Here is an 18,092-nt window from a genome sequence, read left to right as displayed (position 1 = left end):
TTAATGTCCAATGAAAAAAAAGCAAAATGCGTTTTTGGGAAGGTGGAAAAGTCAGTGAATAAACCATTGATTGTACAAAAGTTTGGTGGAACCTCAGTCGGTTCGGTAGAGCGTATTCGCGCTGTAGCTGAGCAGGTTATTAAGTCGAAAAACGAAGGTAACCAGATAGTGGTTGTGGTTTCGGCCATGTCTGGAGAAACCAATCGACTGCAAAGCTTAGCGTATGAGGTTGATAGCGTTCCTAACACCAGAGAGCTAGATGTTATCTTGTCTGCTGGTGAGCAGGTAACGGTCTCTTTATTAGCTATGATGCTAAATAAACTTGGATACAAAGCGATTTCGTTGACAGGCTGGCAGGCTGGCATCTTGACGGATGACACCCATAACCAAGCGACAATTCAGTCGGTAGATAAAGATAAGCTGTATGGCTTGCTTGATGATGACTACGTTGTGGTCGTTGCAGGTTTTCAAGGTATCAATCAGCACGGGGCAATTACCACGCTAGGTCGCGGTGGCTCTGATACTAGTGCCGTTATGCTTGCTGGGTTATTAGAAGCCCAAGAGTGCCAGATTTTCACTGATGTTGATGGTATTTACAGCTGTGATCCTAGGGTCGTGAGTTCGGCAAAACGAATGGATAAGGTCGATTTCTCCGATATGTTGGTCATGGCGGAGCATGGCGCGAAGGTATTACATCTTCCATGCGTGGAATATGCTGAGAGTAAAAACTTGGATATTCGGGTTTTATCTTCTTTTTCTCCACAGGGTGGCACCTTGGTGACTCGCATGGCATCGCGTAAGGATATCTGTGGGCTAGCCCTGAAACGCGAGCTATCAAAGGTAAGCTTACAGCCGAATCATATCGATACCGTTGTAGCTCAATGTCAATTGTTGGGCATATCAATTCATTATTGTGCTAAAAACTACCTAATAGTTAATGATTCTGATATCTCGAAATTATTGCAGGTATTAACTAATAATATCCAAAATATCGAGCCAATTAGTGCATTAGCTCTAGTTGGGTATGCTCTGAGTGGCATAAAAGATGAAGTAGAAACGAGACTTAAGGCAGAGAATATCGATGTTATTGATAGTTTTCAGTGTGATGGGGTAGTGAAGTTGCTATTATTACCTACAGATTTGGACTCTGCGGCAAATTGGGTGCATGCATTCTATATTGAGCATGAATCCACATTATCAGGAAAGAAAAAAGAACTTATTATGTAATAAGTTCTTTACCATATTGTTATTTTTATTGAATAATAGACCTCAAAGTAATTTGAGTGAAAGCAAGGAGCTATCAAATGCTAATTCTGACTCGCCGTGTTGGCGAAACCTTAATGATTGGTGATGAAGTTACCGTTACTGTTCTTGGGGTTAAAGGAAACCAAGTACGTATCGGTGTAAATGCACCAAAAGAAGTATCTGTTCACCGTGAAGAAATTTACATGCGTATCCAGGCTGAAAAAGGCAATGGAAACGTAGCGACAGGCAACTACTAAGCAATACCCATAAAGCTAGCCATTCGGCTAGCTTTCGTGTTTTAGCAAAACGGAAATAGTAAATTTTAGCCATTTGGTTGAAAGTTGGTCTGTTAATCGTTTTTTTAAGTATTTTACTAAGAAAATGTTTGACTTATTTTTGGTAAAATATAATATGTGCCTCCGCAAGACGGTGAGGTGGCCGAGTGGCCGAAGGCGCTCCCCTGCTAAGGGAGTATACGGTTTGTAGCCGTATCGAGGGTTCGAATCCCTCCCTCACCGCCATTCTTGCTAAGTTCTTGAATTAGAACAATGTGCGTCCTTAGCTCAGCTGGATAGAGTACCTGGCTACGAACCAGGCGGTCGGAGGTTCGAATCCTCCAGGACGCGCCATATCGTTTATCGATATAAATGCTAACTTGTTAGTAATAATGCGGTGAGGTGGCCGAGTGGCCGAAGGCGCTCCCCTGCTAAGGGAGTATACGGTTTGTAGCCGTATCGAGGGTTCGAATCCCTCCCTCACCGCCATTTATTGGCCCTTGGGTCAATTTTTTTGTTTCTAACTATAGAAAGTGTGATAGACTTCACGCCCTTCGTTAAGAAGCACCGTGCGTCCTTAGCTCAGCTGGATAGAGTACCTGGCTACGAACCAGGCGGTCGGAGGTTCGAATCCTCCAGGACGCGCCACTATTTACAACGAATTGCATTAGCGATTCTATAAAGTCTTCGTTAGAAGCATTGCGCGTCCTTAGCTCAGCTGGATAGAGTACCTGGCTACGAACCAGGCGGTCGGAGGTTCGAATCCTCCAGGACGCGCCACTATTTACAATGAATTGCATTAGCGATTCTATAAAGTCTTCGTTAGAAGCATTGCGCGTCCTTAGCTCAGCTGGATAGAGTACCTGGCTACGAACCAGGCGGTCGGAGGTTCGAATCCTCCAGGACGCGCCACTATTTACAATGAATTGCATTAGCGATTCTATAAAGTCTTCGTTAGAAGCATTGCGCGTCCTTAGCTCAGCTGGATAGAGTACCTGGCTACGAACCAGGCGGTCGGAGGTTCGAATCCTCCAGGACGCGCCACTATTTACAATGAATTGCATTAGCGGTTCTATAAAGTCTTCATTAGAAGCATTGCGCGTCCTTAGCTCAGCTGGATAGAGTACCTGGCTACGAACCAGGCGGTCGGAGGTTCGAATCCTCCAGGACGCGCCACTATTTAAAGCCTCGCAAATTGCGAGGCTTTTTTTATGCCTGCAATATAGTCCCCCTCTTACCTAACAAATCCCTGTTTTTTTATTGTTTACTATCTAGATCGCAGTAATTAGTTGCATACTCCTGTAGTCTCATATGAGCATAACAGCGATATTTATTTCAAACGGAAGTGGAATGTTGAACTCGAGTTATGAGAATTAACGCCTGCTATCCAGTTTAGATAGTCGCTATTCATACCGTTTAAACGGAACCGTCAGGATGACGATTACAAGGATGAGTAAATGAATAGTATTGTAGAGCTGCTGCGAGAAGCGGCCTCCATCATGGCTCTAGGAATGAGCATGGTGTTTCTTTTTCTGACGCTATTAGTGTTTGTGGTTAAGGTTATGTCCAAATTTTTTGGGCCACAACCGATGGAGGCGAAAACAGCCCCACTGCATCCCAAATCGAATGCAAATTCCCTAGCTGATCAAAATGTTGATCCAAACATAGTTGCGGCCATCTCTGCTGCACTACATAAACATCGCTCAGCTACCCCAAAATAAAATATTTAAAGGAGTTAAATATGACTAAGCCTCTCGCTATTACAGATGTGGTGTTGCGCGACGCACACCAATCCCTATTTGCTACTCGAATGCGCCTTGAAGATATGTTGCCTATCGCAGCTGAATTGGACAAGGTCGGCTATTGGTCGCTAGAAACATGGGGAGGGGCCACCTTTGACGCCTGTATCCGTTTTTTAGGTGAAGACCCATGGGAGCGCTTACGCGAGCTTAAAAAAGCGATGCCTAATACACCAATGCAGATGCTATTACGTGGGCAAAACTTGCTGGGCTACCGTCATTATGCGGACGATGTGGTTGAGAAGTTTGTTGAGCGCGCACATAAAAATGGTATGGATGTATTCCGTATTTTTGATGCAATGAATGACGTGCGTAACTTTCAAACAGCGGTGAAGTCAGTTGTTGATGTCGGTGCGCACGCTCAAGGTACACTCTCTTATACAACCAGCCCGGTACACAATACTGAAACCTGGGTTGACCTTGCCAAACGCTTAGAAGACCTTGGTTGTCATTCGCTATGTATTAAAGATATGTCAGGGCTTCTTAAGCCTTATGAAGCGTATGAGCTTATCTCTAAGATCAAGGATTCGTGTGATGTGCCATTAGCACTCCACTGTCATGCGACCACTGGCTTAAGCACTGCTACTGCGGTCAAGGCCGTTGAGGCCGGGGTTGATATCCTCGATACTGCAATTTCGTCAATGAGCAGCACTTATGGGCATACCCCAACCGAAACTGTGGTCGCTATGCTTGAAGGTACTGAGCGAGATACCAAGCTTAAGCTCGATAATATTGAACCTATTGCGGCGTATTTTAGAGAAGTACGTAAGAAATATGCCCAGTTTGAAGGCCAACTAAAAGGGGTAGATTCACGCATCTTGATTGCACAAGTTCCCGGTGGCATGTTGACTAATATGGAAAGCCAACTTAAGGAGCAAGGTGCAGCAGATCGCTTAGACGAAGTGCTCGAAGAGATCCCTAGAGTTCGAAAAGACCTTGGTTACATTCCACTGGTTACTCCCACTTCACAGATTGTCGGTACTCAAGCGGTTATTAATGTTCTAACTGGCGAACGATATAAGAGTATTACCAAGGAAACCGCTGGCGTACTTAAGGGTGAATATGGGGTAGCTCCAGCAGAGCTTAATACTGAACTACAAACTAAGGTATTAGATGGCGCGGAACCGATTACCTGCCGCCCAGCAGATTTACTTGAGTCTGAATTTAAAGCCCTAACCACAGACCTGAAAGACAAAGCCAAACAAGAGCAAATCAAGCTTGCTGAAGAGATCGAGGATGACGTTCTTACCTATGCCTTGTTCCCGCAGGTTGGCTTGAAGTTTCTTAAAAACCGTAACAACCCACAAGCATTTGAACCGGCACCACAAAAAGAGCCTGCATCAGCCCCTGCGGCAATTAAAGCTAATACGTCAACAGAGGCTTATAGCGTTAGAGTGAATGGTCAGGTTTATGATGTTGAGGTGGGGCCTCAAGGTGAGTTAACTTCCGTTGCGCAGGTATCGACTGCTGCGCCCGCTGCAATTCCAGCCCCAGCTTTATCTGTGGGAGAGGATGTACCGGCACCATTAGCTGGCAATATATTCAAGGTCAATGTAGGCAGTGGTACATCTGTAGAAGAAGGGGATGTGTTACTTATCCTAGAAGCGATGAAGATGGAAACTGAGGTACGAGCGGCACGAAGTGGCGTGGTGCAAGACCTGCATGTTAAAGAGGGAGACGCTGTTGCGGTGGGTTCTCCTTTGCTTAGCTTGACTTAAGGAACCTAAAGCATGGAAGGTTTGATTACTCTCTGGGAAGAGACCGGGATTGCGAACTTTGAGATTGGCCAGATCTGTATGATCTTGGTTGGCTGTGGGTTGTTGTTCTTAGCTATACGTAAGGGATTTGAGCCCTTACTGCTATTGCCTATTGGCTTTGGGGCTATCCTTGCCAATATTCCTAACGCTGGCTTTACTGAGCCCGGAGGCTTGCTTTACTACGTCTATGAGGCTGGGATTTCGACTGGGATCTTCCCATTGTTAATCTTCATGGGCGTTGGAGCAATGACCGACTTTGGCGCTTTGATTGCTAACCCCAAGACGCTGTGGCTTGGCGCCGCGGCTCAATTTGGTATCTTTGCCACCTTGTTTGGTGCGATTTTACTCAATTATGTACCGGGGATGGAGTTTAGCCTCGCGGATGCCTCTTCTATTGCGATTATTGGCGGCGCGGATGGTCCGACTGCTATTTTCTTAGCCAGCCGACTTTCGCCTGATTTATTAGGCGCAATCGCGGTTGCTGCATATAGCTATATGGCGTTAGTTCCAATTATCCAGCCACCGATAATGAAAGCGTTAACTACTGAAAAAGAACGCTCAATACAGATGGCACAGCTTAAACCAGTAGGCAAGACAGAGAAGATCTTGTTTCCCTTGGGTGTGCTGCTAATGACAATACTGTTTCTGCCTTCGGCAACGCCGTTAGTAGGCATGTTCTGTCTAGGCAACCTTATGCGCGAAGCTGGGGTAGTGGAGCGTTTAAGTAAAACTGCGCAAAACGAGCTCATCAATATCGTGACGATATTCCTCGGTTTAGGTGTCGGCTCTAAGTTGCAGGCTGATAAATTCTTGAATGTAGAAACCTTAGGTATTTTAGGGCTAGGTGCTGTGGCCTTTAGTATTGGTACAGCAGCTGGTGTGTTGATGGCTAAGCTTCTAAATAAGGTCTCGAAAGAAGATATCAATCCATTGATTGGTGCGGCGGGCGTTTCTGCGGTTCCGATGGCCGCGCGAGTAGTGAACAAGGTTGGTCTTGAATCTAACCCTCAGAACTTCTTGTTAATGCATGCGATGGGCCCTAATGTTGCTGGTGTACTGGGTTCTGCGGTAGCGGCAGGTATCTTGTTAGCACTGGTTGGCTAACTACAATAGTCGCCATATAAAAAGGATGCCAATTGGCATCCTTTTTTGGGCTCTAAATCCATGACCTTTACTATTTACCTCGGTAATATAGGAGGATATGTATTTAATGTAATGGCGTGATGGACTTTATTTTTCAACAACTTGGGATCTGGCTTGCAGATTCAGCCTTGACTCTGCTATTTGTTACTGGTTTTTTCAGTGCGACCTTATTACCTGGTGGGTCAGAGGCTGCATTACTGGCGACATTGAGCCTAAAACAATATTCGATATTTAGTATTTTGCTGGTTGCTACCTTAGGTAATACCTTAGGTGGATTGACTAATTACGGATTAGGTCGCTGGATTCCAAATCGAACTCAAGATGAAAAATATGGTCATAAAGCGTTGCAATGGGTGAATAAATACGGCTATTGGGCACTGCTATTGAGCTGGACTCCAATCATTGGAGATCCGCTATGTTTAGCGGCAGGTTGGTTGCGTATGCGTTTTGTACCTTGTCTCATTTTTATTTTAGTCGGTAAGTTGTTGCGCTACATAATGCTAGTTGGCTTGTTTACTGGGTTTGGTTATTAAGAAGGAAAAGCAATGATATTTCGAACGGTTAAAAATCAGTTTAAGCTGGTACTGAGCATTGCTTTGGTAGGAGGTTTAGTCGCGTGTTCAACTGAACATAACATAACGCCTTTTAAGTCTATGCCAACCCTAGTGGAGCAAGTGGAGGCAACCCCAGGTAAGGCGTCAATTGCCTACTCCAAGTACAAGCTCGATAATGGCCTAACCGTTATCCTTGCACCAGACCATTCAGATCCTTTAGTTCATGTTGATGTAACCTATCATGTGGGCTCCGCTCGTGAGGTTGAGGGGAAGTCAGGCTTTGCTCATTTTTTCGAGCATATGATGTTTCAGGGTTCAAAACATGTAGCCGATCAACAGCACTTTAAGATAATCACCGAGGCTGGTGGTTCACTAAATGGCACTACCAATCGAGATCGAACCAATTACTTTGAAACCGTACCATCGAATCAATTAGAGAAGGTTCTTTGGCTAGAGTCTGATCGCATGGGGTATCTATTGGAGACGGTCTCACAACATAAGTTTGAGATCCAGCGTGATACGGTTAAGAATGAGCGGGCTCAAAACTATGAGAACCGACCATATGGTTTAATGTGGGAACGTATGGGGGAAGCCATGTATCCAGCGGATCATCCATACTCTTGGCAAACCATTGGTTATGTTGAAGATTTAGACCGTGTCGATGTAAATGACCTTAAGGCATTTTTTCTGCGTTGGTACGGACCTAACAATGCGGTGCTAACGATTGGAGGGGACTTCGACGAGCAGCAAACCCTAGAGTGGATCGAAAAATATTTTGCTCCCATCCCACAAGGGCCAGAAGTAAATCCTGCACCTAAGCTGCCAGCACTGTTGCCTGAAGATCGCTATATCACTATGCAGGATCGGGTTCAGCAACCTATGCTGCTTATTGGTTGGCCAACAACCTATCAAGGTGAGGCTCGTAATGCCGACCTTGATATGCTGGCTAAGGTACTTGGTAGTGGACGCAATAGCCTCCTTTATCAAAAACTGGTCAAGACAGAGAAAGCGCTTGATGCTGGGGCGTTTCATCAGTGCGCGGAGTTGGCGTGTAACTTTTATATCTATGTGATGGCAGATTCTGCAAAGCGTGCTGACCTTAGCCCACTTTATACAGAAGTGAAGGGGATTTTAGATAATCTTAAGCTGTCAGATATTGATCCTGAAAACCTACAACAAGTGGTAGGGCGTGCAGAGGCCGATTCGATATTTGCCCTGCAAAGTGTGCGTGGTAAGGTGACTCAACTGGCTTCCAATCAGACCTTCTACGATCAACCCGATCGTCTACAAATTGAGCTAGATAATTACCGAAAGGTAACACCTGCTTCGGTGTATAAGGCTTTTGAAACCTTTGTACCAAATAAGAATAAGGTTGTTTTATCTGTGGTACCAAAAGGAAAGCTTGAGTTGGCGGTAAGGGAGGCAACCTTTGAAACGCCGCCCCGCCAATTACCTGAACATAAAGTTATCCAAGATAGCGAGTTAGAATACCGCTTTGTTGAAGATACCTTTGACCGCTCTAAGGTGCCCGAAGTTCAGCAGTCAGTAACCGGTAGTATGCCTGAGTTGTATAACTTTCACTTAAGCAATGATATTGAGGTGTTAGGCACTGCAAGTTCAGAGACCCCAACCGTTGTTATGCAAATTAAAATGCCAGCAGGTAACCGCTATGCAAGCAAAGGAAAAGAAGGTATAGCATCATTAACTGCCTCGGTTGTCGCTGAAGGTAGCGAGCGTTTGAGTAGTGAGAAGCTACAGGCGGAGCTTGATAAGCTTGGTAGTAGTGTCTCTCTTGATGCTGGGCAGTATCGGACCACGGTAACCATTTCATCGCTAAGCAAAAATTTCGCAACGACCTTAGCTTTGGTTGAAGAGTCACTGTTTACGCCTAAATTTGATAAACAAGACTTCCAGCGCGCCAAGAGGCAAATGTTAGAAGGGTTGATCTATGAGCATCAAACACCCTCGTGGTTGGCCTCTCAAGCGACTCGTGAGGTTCTATATGGGGATACCATTTACGGTCGTTCAAGCTCTGGAACACTAAATTCAGTGAAAGGCTTAACCCTGCAGGATGTAAAACAGTTTTATCAAAACTACTACACCCCTAAAGGGACTCAAGTGGTAATTGTGGGCGATCTATCGCAACAAAAAATGCGCGAGCAGCTAACGTCAATAGCAAAGTGGCAGGGAGACATGCCGCCTATTTTACGTCGCCAAAGCTTACCTCAGCTTGAGCAACGAAGCATTTATATAGTTGATAAACCAGATGCTCCGCAAAGCTCAGTTCGTATAGTCCGTAGAGGGCTTCCATTTGATGCGACTGGAGAAATGTACCTATCGCAGCTCGCCAACTTTAATCTTGGTGGCAACTTCAATAGTCGGATCAACCAAAACCTGCGAGAAGACAAAGGATATACTTACGGTGCAAGTAGCTATATTGCCGCAAATCGTGAGGTTGGTGCTGTCATCGTAAGCGCTCAGGTAAGAGCGGACTCTACTGGTGATGCTATTTCTGAGCTGATTAAAGAGATGCAACAGGCTGCCAATGGTGGCTTCACTGATAAAGAAATTGAGTTTATGCGTTTAGCTATTGGCCAGCAAGATGCCTTAAAGTATGAGACTCCGGGACAAAAGGCATCACTACTTAGTGCAATTCTTACCTACAATCTAGATTATGACTATTTATCGACACGCAATAAAATCGTCGCTAAGGTCACAAAGCAAGAGTTGGATGAAGTAGCAAGGAAGTGGTTTAATCCAGATGATTATCAGATAGTCGTTGTTGGAGATGCAAAAAAATTAGCTCCACAGCTAGAGAAGTTAAATTTGCCAATCCAAGCCCTTGAAATTCAACCTTGATGAACCAATGTTAGTGGTTAAATACGTGTCCTGCGCTACAGCATAGGGCACTTTATAAGAGCCGAACATTACAGTAATAAAATCTCGGTTCATTACTATCCTTACAGTTACGTTGTCGGGATTCCATAAAAGTGATTTTGTTTTGACTAGTTTTAATTCACGTCTACAACAAGTAGCGTCAAATAAGCAGGTATTTTCTCAATTTGGACGCGGCGTCGAGCGTGAAACGCTCCGTTATAATCCTGGTGGGTATGTGGCAACAACACCTCACCCAGTGACCTTAGGTTCACCATTGACTAATAAATGGATAACAACGGATTTCTCGGAATCATTAATGGAGTTTATTACTCCTGTTTCTCATGATATCTCGACCTTGTTATCTCAATTAAAAGATATCCATCACTTTACCCATAGCAAGTTGAATGGTGAGCGTTTATGGCCCCTTTCAATGCCATGTCGGGTACACAGTGAAGACGATATTGAGCTTGCCAAATATGGTTCATCAAACTCAGGCAAGATGAAAACCCTGTACCGCCAAGGCTTAAAGCATAGATACGGTAGTTTGATGCAGGTTATCTCTGGGGTGCACTTTAATTTCTCGTTTCCAGAGAGCTTTTGGGATGCATTGTACGGTGAGCAATCTGAGCAGCAGCGACAAGATACCAAGTCCGACGCATATTTTGGTTTGATTCGTAACTACTACCGCTTTGGATGGTTAATCCCATATTTCTTTGGCGCTTCGCCAGCAATATCTGGATGTTTCTTGCAGGGCAAAGAAACAACGCTTCCATTTGAGAAGCTAGATAAAACACGGTATTTACCGCACGCAACCTCGCTGCGTTTGAGCGATCTTGGTTATACCAATAGTGAGCAAGGCTCACTAAATATTGGCTTTAATAGTGTTGATCAATACCTTGAAGGGCTTAATAAAGCCATCAGGACGCCATCTAAGGCATTTTCTGAGATCGGCCTTAAAGATGAAAATGGCTTAAAGCAACTCAATAGTAATGTGTTGCAGATAGAGAATGAGCTATACGCACCGATTAGACCTAAGCGCGTAGCTAATAGCGGCGAGAAACCATCAGAAGCGCTATCAAGAGCGGGCGTTGAATATATTGAAGTGCGCTCACTGGATGTGAATCCATTTAGCCCTATCGGAATTGATGAGAAGCAAGTGCGCTTCTTAGACATCTTCCTAACCTGGTGCACCTTAAGCGATTCAGCCCCAATGGATAACTGTGAGCTTGAGTGTTGGAAGAAAAACTGGGAGTCGGTGATTACTGAAGGCCGACGTGAAGGTGTTGAGCTAACGATTGGTTGTCAGGGTGAAAAATTAACCTTACAACAGTGGACACATAGTATCTTTGATGACTTTGAAAGTATCGCTAAAGCTATGGACCAAGATCAGCAAGGTAACCCTTATACTGAGGTATGTGCCGAACTAAGAACCTGGATTGATAACCCACAGAAAACCCTATCAGGTCAAATGCTACAAGCTATTAAGCAGCACGGTGGTAATGGCTTATTTGGGGAAGCCTTGGGAGAGTCTTACGAGTCTCAATATCAACAAGGGGATTACGAGGTTTATAGCCAAGAAATGATGGACTCCGAGGTAAGTGAGTCCGTCAAAAAACAACAACAAGTGGAAAAGAGCGATACACTAGACTTTGAACACTTTCTTGAAAACTATTTTGATTATCTAAAATAACTCGGAGCACACAAATGCCTTTATTAGATAGCTTTACTGTCGATCATACAAAAATGCACGCCCCAGCTGTACGCGTAGCTAAAAAAATGACAACTCCGGGCGGCGATACCATTACGGTATTTGACCTTCGCTTTACCCAGCCAAACAAAGCGCTGCTTTCAGAGGCGGGAATTCATACCCTAGAGCACCTATATGCTGGCTTTATGCGTGATCATCTAAACGGTGACAGTGTGGAGATTATCGATATATCTCCAATGGGGTGCCGTACTGGTTTTTATATGAGCTTAATTGGTACTCCTTCAGAGAGCGAAGTGGCACAAGCGTGGCTAGCCGCGATGCAAGATGTGCTTAAAGTTGAGACTCAAAACAAGATTCCTGAGCTGAATGAATATCAATGTGGTACTGCGGCAATGCACTCTTTAGAAGATGCAAAAGCCATTGCGCAAGGGATTGTGGATGCTGGTATCTCAGTGAATAAGAATGACGAGTTGGCCCTTCCAGAAGAGATGCTAAAAACACTGAAGGTGTAAACGGACGTTATAATTAAGTAAAAATCCCCTGCCGGTTATTGTCGACAGGGGATTTTTTTATGCGGCAGGGTAAACGCGGACCAGTTTTATCTTGTTCTCAGAAAAATCAACAACCTTCATTTTATGTTCAGCGATATGGATGCTGATATGAGTCTCAGGGATATCTTCTAAGTGCTCTAGTATGAGGCCGTTTAGGGTTCTAGGCCCATCGGTAGGCAGCGCCCATTGCAAGCCTTTGTTGATATCACGAATGTTCGCACCACCTTCGATAAGGTAGCTACCATCCGCTTGAGGGATGATCTCTTCGGCCAAGCTTGGCGTTATAGAGGTGGTGAACTCACCGACAATCTCTTCTAGAATATCTTCTAGCGTAACCAAGCCTATGATATCGCCATACTCATCAACAACTAGCCCAATACGCTCTTTATTGCGCTGAAACTTTAATAGTTGAACATTTAGCGGTGTCGCTTCAGGTATGAAATACACCTCATCGGAGGCCTTGAGCAGGGTTTGCTTGTTGAATTCATTCTTCTCAAGCATGAGTCGGTAGGCTTCTTTAAGCCTAAGCATCCCCACCACTTCATCTATTTGGTCGCGATATAGCACAACTCGACCATGAGGAGAGTGGGTGAGTTGGCGAACAATTGATTTCCAATCGTCGTTGACATCAATACCTGTGATCTCATTACGCGGCACCATAATGTCATTCACGGTTACCGTTTCAAGGTCTAGAATCGACAGCAGCATCTCTTGGTGTCGCGTTGGAATTAAGCTACCCGCTTCATTTACTACCGTGCGTAATTCGTCAGAGCTAAGGTTATCTGTTTTACTGGCCGCAGCATTAATGCCGACAAGACGTAAAAAGCCATTGGTAATGAAGTTTACCAAGATAACCAGTGGTGAAAGCACTTTCATCAGTATTCTGAGCAGTAGACTGCTCATATATGAAACGCGCTCTGGGTAAATAGCCGCTAGTGTTTTTGGGGTAACCTCAGCGAAGACTAAAACCACCAAGGTTAATACGCCCGTTGCAATAGCAACCCCATAGTCACCATAGAGTCGCATACCTATGATGGTTGCAATCGCAGAGGCTAGAATATTGACAAGATTATTCCCGATAAGGATTAAGCCTATCAAGCGATCAGGCCGTTCAAGGAGTTTTTCAACGCGGCGTGCGCCCTTGTGCCCTTGGTTTGACAGGTGCTTTAAGCGGTAGCGATTCAAAGACATCATGCCTGTCTCTGAACCTGAAAAATAACCTGATATAATAATTAGACATGCAAGGATGCCAAATAGGAATCCAGTTGAGATGTCATTCAAAACGTTTTAAATCCTTAATTAGAGCTGATCTTTCCATAAGGGGTCGGACCAATTTATGAATAGTAGGTAAGTTGCTAATTTAGGGTGTAGCAATCTACCTGTTGTGATTTATGTGAGTATAACTTCGCTTACGAAGCGGCTACCAAAGTAGGCTAGGGTTAACAGAAATGCACCAACGATTGAGAACCAAGTTACTGTTTTTCCACGCCACCCTTGCTTGTAGTGCCCCCACAACAAAATGCTGAATACGATCCAAGCAATAAATGAGAGTACCGCTTTGTGGATGTCTTCACTAGAGAAAAAGTTGTGCACAAAGAAAGGACCGCTAATTAATGTTAGGGTAAGAAGCCCATTTCCCATTAGCAAGATGTTGAACAGCTGGCGTTCAATTCTCATTAACGGAGGGAGGTTAGGGTTTAGGGCCTGAGAGGCTTTTTGCTTTAACTTGTAATCAAGCCACGCCATTTGTAGCGCATAGAGAGCACCAATCATTAGCGTCACATATGAAAACAGAGCCAATGTAATATGAGCGATTAAGCCTGGAGAATGCTCAAAATGGGTCATAAAGGTACTAGTGATAAAGTATGCGGCAAGTAAACTTAGGGCAGCAAAGCCATAAGCGATAGGCAATAAAAACCAAAGGCGTGTCTTAAGCATTGCGCCAGTCAGCACTAAAGAAATTAAGAAGCTCACTAAAGATGTGACATTTAATATGCTGAGGTTTTGCCCTCCAGCACTGAAAATCGTATGCGATAGAATCGAAAAGTGCACCAGTACAGCAAGAAATGCCAAGGTCAAAACTGCCTTAGAATTGATACCTGTTTTTTTTAGTAACCCAGGAAGTATTAATAGGATTGCTACAAGATATAAGGCTACGGCTGCGCAAACTGCAACTAAATTCATTTTTTTTCGACACTACCCTTTGAGATAAAGTGAAATTATAACCTTAAGCATGATTAAGTTGAACTGGATAAATGCGACTTTAGGCTTTGTTGATTTTATTGTAGCAAGTTCAACCCTAAATCAGAGTAACATTTCAGGCTTCTTCTGAACTAAGTTCACATTTTAGCGGTATTATTACACTATATAGAGTGATCTAAATAAAGAAGTGACGCTCAGGTATGGTTTTGTTCAATACGCCTCTGAGGTATACTTTTAATAATTGACCGAATTTGTCAGCCTAGAGAGCATCATGTTTGATAACTTAACCGACCGTTTATCCCAGACGCTGAAGAATATCAGCGGCAAAGGGCGTCTTACTGAAGACAATATAAAAGAAACTCTACGTGAAGTCCGTATGGCGTTGCTAGAGGCAGATGTTGCCTTGCCTGTGGTACGTGATTTCATTAAGCGTGTTAAAGAAGGCGCTGTTGGGGTTGAGGTTTCAAAATCTCTAACCCCAGGCCAAGAGTTCATCAAAATAGTTCAGTCCGAGCTAGAAGCTGTAATGGGAGAGTCCAATGAAGGGCTTAACCTAGCAGCTCAACCGCCAGCGGTTGTTTTGATGGCAGGCCTTCAAGGTGCAGGTAAGACGACCAGTGTTGGTAAGCTATCTAAACTATTAACCGAGCGTGACAAGAAAAAAGTACTGGTAGTTTCTGCGGATGTATATCGCCCTGCGGCGATCAAACAGTTAGAAACACTTGCTTTAGATGTTGGCGTGGATTTCTTCCCATCTTCGGCTGACCAAAAGCCACTCGATATCGCTACTGCGGCAATCGACCACGCTAAGAAAAAGTTTTATGACGTATTGCTGGTAGATACTGCCGGTCGCTTAGCCGTTGATGAAGAGATGATGGCTGAGATTCAGCAACTTCACGACGCAATTACCCCTGTTGAAACCCTATTCGTTGTTGATGCAATGACTGGGCAAGATGCGGCCAACACGGCTAAAGCATTTGGAGATGCGTTACCACTAACGGGTGTGATCCTGACCAAGGTCGATGGTGATGCGCGTGGTGGTGCTGCTTTATCTGTTAAGCACATTACAGGTAAACCAATTAAATTCTTGGGTGTAGGTGAAAAAACTGACGCCCTTGAACCCTTCCACCCTGACCGTGTGGCATCACGTATTCTTGGTATGGGGGATGTTTTATCTCTTATTGAAGACTTACAGCGTAATGTTGACACCGATAAAGCTCAAAAACTGGCTAAGAAGTTCAAGGAGAAAAAGGGCTTCGATCTTGAAGACTTCCGCGAGCAGCTAGGGCAGATGCAAAATATGGGCGGCATGATGGGCATGATGGATAAGCTGCCGGGCATGAACAAACTGCCAGATAACGTCAAAGACAAGGTTGATGACAAGATATTTAAGCAGATGGAAGCCATCATCAGTTCAATGACCATGAAAGAGCGTCAACGCCCAGAATTGATTAAAGGTTCGCGCAAAAAGCGTATTGCTGCGGGTTCTGGTACCCAGGTTCAAGATGTTAACCGCCTACTTAAACAGTTCACCCAAATGCAAAAGATGATGAAGAAAATGCAAAAAGGCGGCATGCGCGGCATGATGCGTAATATGCAAGGCATGATGGGCGGCATGGGTGGTGGCGGTATGGGCGGAATGGGTGGTCCATTCGGTCGATAGACTCTAGCCGCTGAAAGCGGACAGCTCAACGCTTATGGCTGTGATTTTGAGGCTCTATTTTGATAGAGCCTTTTTATTTTCAAGATGTTAACTAGCTCACACTCAATTAGTTGGCTAAAAAGTAGCTAAACCTCTTGCAAATAATGGGAATAAGAGTAAAATTCCCGAGCTTTATTTTGGCACGAGACCCCATGCAACTCTAAGAGTAGTCTGGGGTTAATTTTATTATTGAGAAAGCAAAGAGGACGACATGGTTACCATTCGTTTGGCACGTCACGGCGCTAAAAAGCGTCCATTTTATCAAATCGTAGTAGCAGACAGCCGTCGCGCAGTTACGGGTCGTTTCATCGAGAAAGTAGGTTTCTTTAACCCTACAGCTCAAGGCCAAGAAGAAGGCCTACGTCTAGATCTAGACCGTGTAAACCATTGGGTTTCACAAGGTGCTACAGTATCTGACCGTGTAGCTAAGCTAATCAAAGACGCTCAAAAAGCGGCTTAATTAGTACTCGATGTAAGGAAAAGAATGAATGAGTGAGCAAATCGAAAATATTGTTGTAGGAAAGCTAGGTGCTACTTATGGCATTCGTGGCTGGCTTAAAGTTCATTCCTTTACAGACAGCGCTGAAAACATTTTTCAGTATAGCCCTTGGTTACTTAACCAAAATGGTAGCTTAGTTGAGTACAAAGTTGAGAGCTGGAAACGCCACAATAAGGGGTATGTTTGCAAGCTTGAGGGGATAGATGTTCGTGAAGACGCACATTTGCTCACTAACTTTGAGATCTCAATAAACGCTGCTTCTCTACCGAAGCTGTCAGAAGATGAGTTCTACTGGCGTGAATTGTTTGGAATGCAAGTCGTAACCACTAAAGGTTATAGCCTTGGCACAGTTGACGACATACTGGAAACTGGCTCAAACGATGTTTTGGTGGTGAAGGCAAACCTAAAAGATGCTTTTGGCAAAAAGGAACGCCTAATACCGTTCCTTGAAGAGCAAGTGGTCACTAATATTGATCGCGATGCTCAACGGATCGAAGTTGACTGGGATCCTGGTTTCTAGTCCAAAATTAGCGAGTGAACTATGTGGGTTGGCATAATTAGCCTATTTCCAGAGATGTTCCGCTCTGTGACTGATTTTGGTGTAACAGGTCAAGCGGTTAAAAAAGGTCTTCTATCAGTACAAGCGTGGAATCCTCGTGATTTTACTCACGATAAACACCGTACTGTTGATGATAGACCTTACGGGGGTGGCCCTGGGATGTTGATGATGGTTCAGCCTTTGCGCGAGGCCATTCATACAGCAAAACAAGCCGCACCGGGTAAGACGAAGGTTATCTATCTTAGCCCTCAAGGTCGTAAACTCGACCAACAAGGGGTTGAAGAGTTGGCAACAAATGAGAATTTGCTTCTTATCTGTGGTCGCTATGAAGGGGTAGATGAGCGCATCATACAGTCTGAGGTTGACGAAGAATGGTCAATTGGAGACTTTGTGATGACGGGTGGTGAGATACCTGCCATGACCTTGATTGACTCAGTGTCTAGGTTTATTCCTGGAGTATTGGGTGATTTTGCGTCAGCAGAGGAAGATTCCTTTGCAAATGGTTTATTGGATTGTCCTCATTACACACGTCCGGAAGTGTTGGATGGAACTGAAGTACCTTCGGTATTGATGTCTGGAAATCACAAGGACATTCGTCGCTGGCGATTAAAACAATCGCTGGGCCGTACTTGGCTAAGAAGACCAGAGATGCTGGAAAACCTAGCTCTGACTGACGAACAGGAAATATTGCTTGTTGAGTTCATAAATGAACATAAAAGTCACAAGTAATTAGATATTTAGATTCAGTTTATTCTAGGGTATATACAAATGAGTAATATCATCGCAGCTCTTGAGCAAGAGCAAATGAAATCTGGCCTGCCAAAATTTGGCGCAGGTGACACTGTAGTTGTACAGGTTAAAGTAAAAGAAGGTGACCGTGAGCGTCTACAGGCGTTCGAAGGTGTTGTAATCGCAGTTCGTAACCGCGGCCTTCACTCAGCATTCACAGTTCGTAAAATCTCGAACGGTGAAGGTGTTGAGCGTACGTTCCAAACTCACTCTCCTATGGTTGATAGCATTGCTGTTAAACGCCGTGGTGCAGTACGTCGTGCCAAGTTGTACTACCTACGTGAGCGTTCTGGTAAGTCTGCTCGTATTAAAGAGAAACTTGCTAAAAAGTAATGCTAAATCAGCATTTCTCATAAGAAAAAAGGAGACCATATGGTCTCCTTTTTTTTGCTTTCGGTTTATAGCATGCTATTTATAATGATTATCGCGGTG

General features: G+C 44.3%; 16 protein-coding genes and 8 tRNA genes. 22 read left to right on the top strand and 2 right to left on the bottom strand.

The features are described 5' to 3' along the window. The first annotated feature begins 54 nt into the window (after positions 1–54). The 17 genes from OCU28_RS09440 (at position 55) to luxS (ending at position 11,870) form a co-directional block, all read left to right on the top strand. Positions 55–1,227, top strand: a complete 1,173-nt coding sequence (locus tag OCU28_RS09440; RefSeq protein ID WP_261815949.1) for an aspartate kinase — start codon at positions 55–57, stop codon at positions 1,225–1,227. A gap of 77 nt (positions 1,228–1,304) precedes the next feature. Continuing rightward, positions 1,305–1,502 carry a carbon storage regulator CsrA gene (gene csrA / locus OCU28_RS09435; RefSeq protein ID WP_021712262.1) on the top strand — a complete coding sequence of 66 codons (198 nt, stop codon included), beginning with the start codon at positions 1,305–1,307 and terminating at the stop codon, positions 1,500–1,502. 171 nt (positions 1,503–1,673) lie between these two features. Then, positions 1,674–1,766: transfer RNA gene (locus tag OCU28_RS09430), tRNA-Ser, on the top strand. Between the two features lie 31 nt (positions 1,767–1,797). Next, a tRNA-Arg gene (locus tag OCU28_RS09425) sits at positions 1,798–1,874 on the top strand. A gap of 42 nt (positions 1,875–1,916) precedes the next feature. Further along, positions 1,917–2,009, top strand: a tRNA-Ser gene (locus OCU28_RS09420). Positions 2,010–2,091: 82 nt separating this feature from the next. Beyond that, positions 2,092–2,168, top strand: a tRNA-Arg gene (locus OCU28_RS09415). A gap of 55 nt (positions 2,169–2,223) precedes the next feature. Further along, a tRNA-Arg gene (locus OCU28_RS09410) sits at positions 2,224–2,300 on the top strand. 55 nt (positions 2,301–2,355) lie between these two features. Continuing rightward, positions 2,356–2,432, top strand: a tRNA-Arg gene (locus OCU28_RS09405). Between the two features lie 55 nt (positions 2,433–2,487). Further along, a tRNA-Arg gene (locus tag OCU28_RS09400) sits at positions 2,488–2,564 on the top strand. Between the two features lie 55 nt (positions 2,565–2,619). Further along, a tRNA-Arg gene (locus tag OCU28_RS09395) sits at positions 2,620–2,696 on the top strand. A gap of 281 nt (positions 2,697–2,977) precedes the next feature. Next, positions 2,978–3,241 carry an oxaloacetate decarboxylase subunit gamma gene (locus OCU28_RS09390; RefSeq protein WP_261815948.1) on the top strand — a complete coding sequence of 88 codons (264 nt, stop codon included), beginning with the start codon at positions 2,978–2,980 and terminating at the stop codon, positions 3,239–3,241. Between the two features lie 20 nt (positions 3,242–3,261). Then, entirely contained in the window at positions 3,262–5,037 is a 1,776-nt protein-coding gene (gene oadA / locus OCU28_RS09385) for a sodium-extruding oxaloacetate decarboxylase subunit alpha (protein WP_261815947.1), read from the top strand. A 12-nt stretch (positions 5,038–5,049) separates the two neighbouring features. Then, a complete protein-coding gene (locus tag OCU28_RS09380) occupies positions 5,050–6,180 on the top strand; it encodes a sodium ion-translocating decarboxylase subunit beta (RefSeq protein ID WP_261815946.1) in 1,131 nt (376 codons plus the stop codon). Between the two features lie 119 nt (positions 6,181–6,299). Further along, positions 6,300–6,752 (top strand): YqaA family protein, encoded by a 453-nt coding sequence (locus OCU28_RS09375; protein ID WP_261815945.1) that lies wholly within the window; start codon positions 6,300–6,302, stop codon positions 6,750–6,752. 12 nt (positions 6,753–6,764) lie between these two features. Continuing rightward, the gene (locus tag OCU28_RS09370; RefSeq protein WP_261815944.1) at positions 6,765–9,632 is read left to right on the top strand and encodes a M16 family metallopeptidase; all 2,868 of its coding nucleotides are present in this window, start codon (positions 6,765–6,767) and stop codon (positions 9,630–9,632) included. Positions 9,633–9,774: 142 nt separating this feature from the next. Next, positions 9,775–11,340, top strand: a complete 1,566-nt coding sequence (gene gshA / locus OCU28_RS09365; protein ID WP_261815943.1) for a glutamate--cysteine ligase — start codon at positions 9,775–9,777, stop codon at positions 11,338–11,340. 14 nt (positions 11,341–11,354) lie between these two features. After that, positions 11,355–11,870 (top strand): S-ribosylhomocysteine lyase, encoded by a 516-nt coding sequence (luxS, locus tag OCU28_RS09360; RefSeq protein WP_261815942.1) that lies wholly within the window; start codon positions 11,355–11,357, stop codon positions 11,868–11,870. 57 nt (positions 11,871–11,927) lie between these two features. On the opposite strand, the gene OCU28_RS09355 is transcribed toward luxS, so the two are convergent. Continuing rightward, positions 11,928–13,190: an HlyC/CorC family transporter gene (locus tag OCU28_RS09355; protein WP_261815941.1), complete on the bottom strand. Its 1,263-nt coding sequence runs from the start codon at positions 13,188–13,190 to the stop codon at positions 11,928–11,930. Between the two features lie 108 nt (positions 13,191–13,298). After that, positions 13,299–14,093: a cytochrome C assembly family protein gene (locus OCU28_RS09350; protein WP_261815940.1), complete on the bottom strand. Its 795-nt coding sequence runs from the start codon at positions 14,091–14,093 to the stop codon at positions 13,299–13,301. 289 nt (positions 14,094–14,382) lie between these two features. On the opposite strand from OCU28_RS09350, the gene ffh reads away from it, so the two are divergent. The 5 genes from ffh (at position 14,383) to rplS (ending at position 17,993) form a co-directional block, all read left to right on the top strand. Next, positions 14,383–15,774 (top strand): signal recognition particle protein, encoded by a 1,392-nt coding sequence (gene ffh, locus OCU28_RS09345; protein WP_261815939.1) that lies wholly within the window; start codon positions 14,383–14,385, stop codon positions 15,772–15,774. Positions 15,775–16,024: 250 nt separating this feature from the next. Beyond that, on the top strand, positions 16,025–16,273 hold the full coding sequence (gene rpsP, locus OCU28_RS09340; protein ID WP_261815938.1) for a 30S ribosomal protein S16: 249 nt from the start codon (positions 16,025–16,027) through the stop codon (positions 16,271–16,273). Between the two features lie 28 nt (positions 16,274–16,301). Continuing rightward, on the top strand, positions 16,302–16,832 hold the full coding sequence (gene rimM, locus OCU28_RS09335) for a ribosome maturation factor RimM (protein WP_261815937.1): 531 nt from the start codon (positions 16,302–16,304) through the stop codon (positions 16,830–16,832). Between the two features lie 21 nt (positions 16,833–16,853). Beyond that, the gene (gene trmD, locus OCU28_RS09330; RefSeq protein ID WP_261815936.1) at positions 16,854–17,600 is read left to right on the top strand and encodes a tRNA (guanosine(37)-N1)-methyltransferase TrmD; all 747 of its coding nucleotides are present in this window, start codon (positions 16,854–16,856) and stop codon (positions 17,598–17,600) included. A 39-nt stretch (positions 17,601–17,639) separates the two neighbouring features. Next, entirely contained in the window at positions 17,640–17,993 is a 354-nt protein-coding gene (rplS, locus tag OCU28_RS09325) for a 50S ribosomal protein L19 (RefSeq protein ID WP_261815935.1), read from the top strand. Positions 17,994–18,092 lie beyond the last annotated feature (99 nt).

It is taken from the genome of Vibrio gallicus, assembly GCF_024346875.1.
Lineage (GTDB): Bacteria > Pseudomonadota > Gammaproteobacteria > Enterobacterales > Vibrionaceae > Vibrio > Vibrio gallicus.
This window is presented reverse-complemented; position numbering and strand designations above follow the sequence as displayed.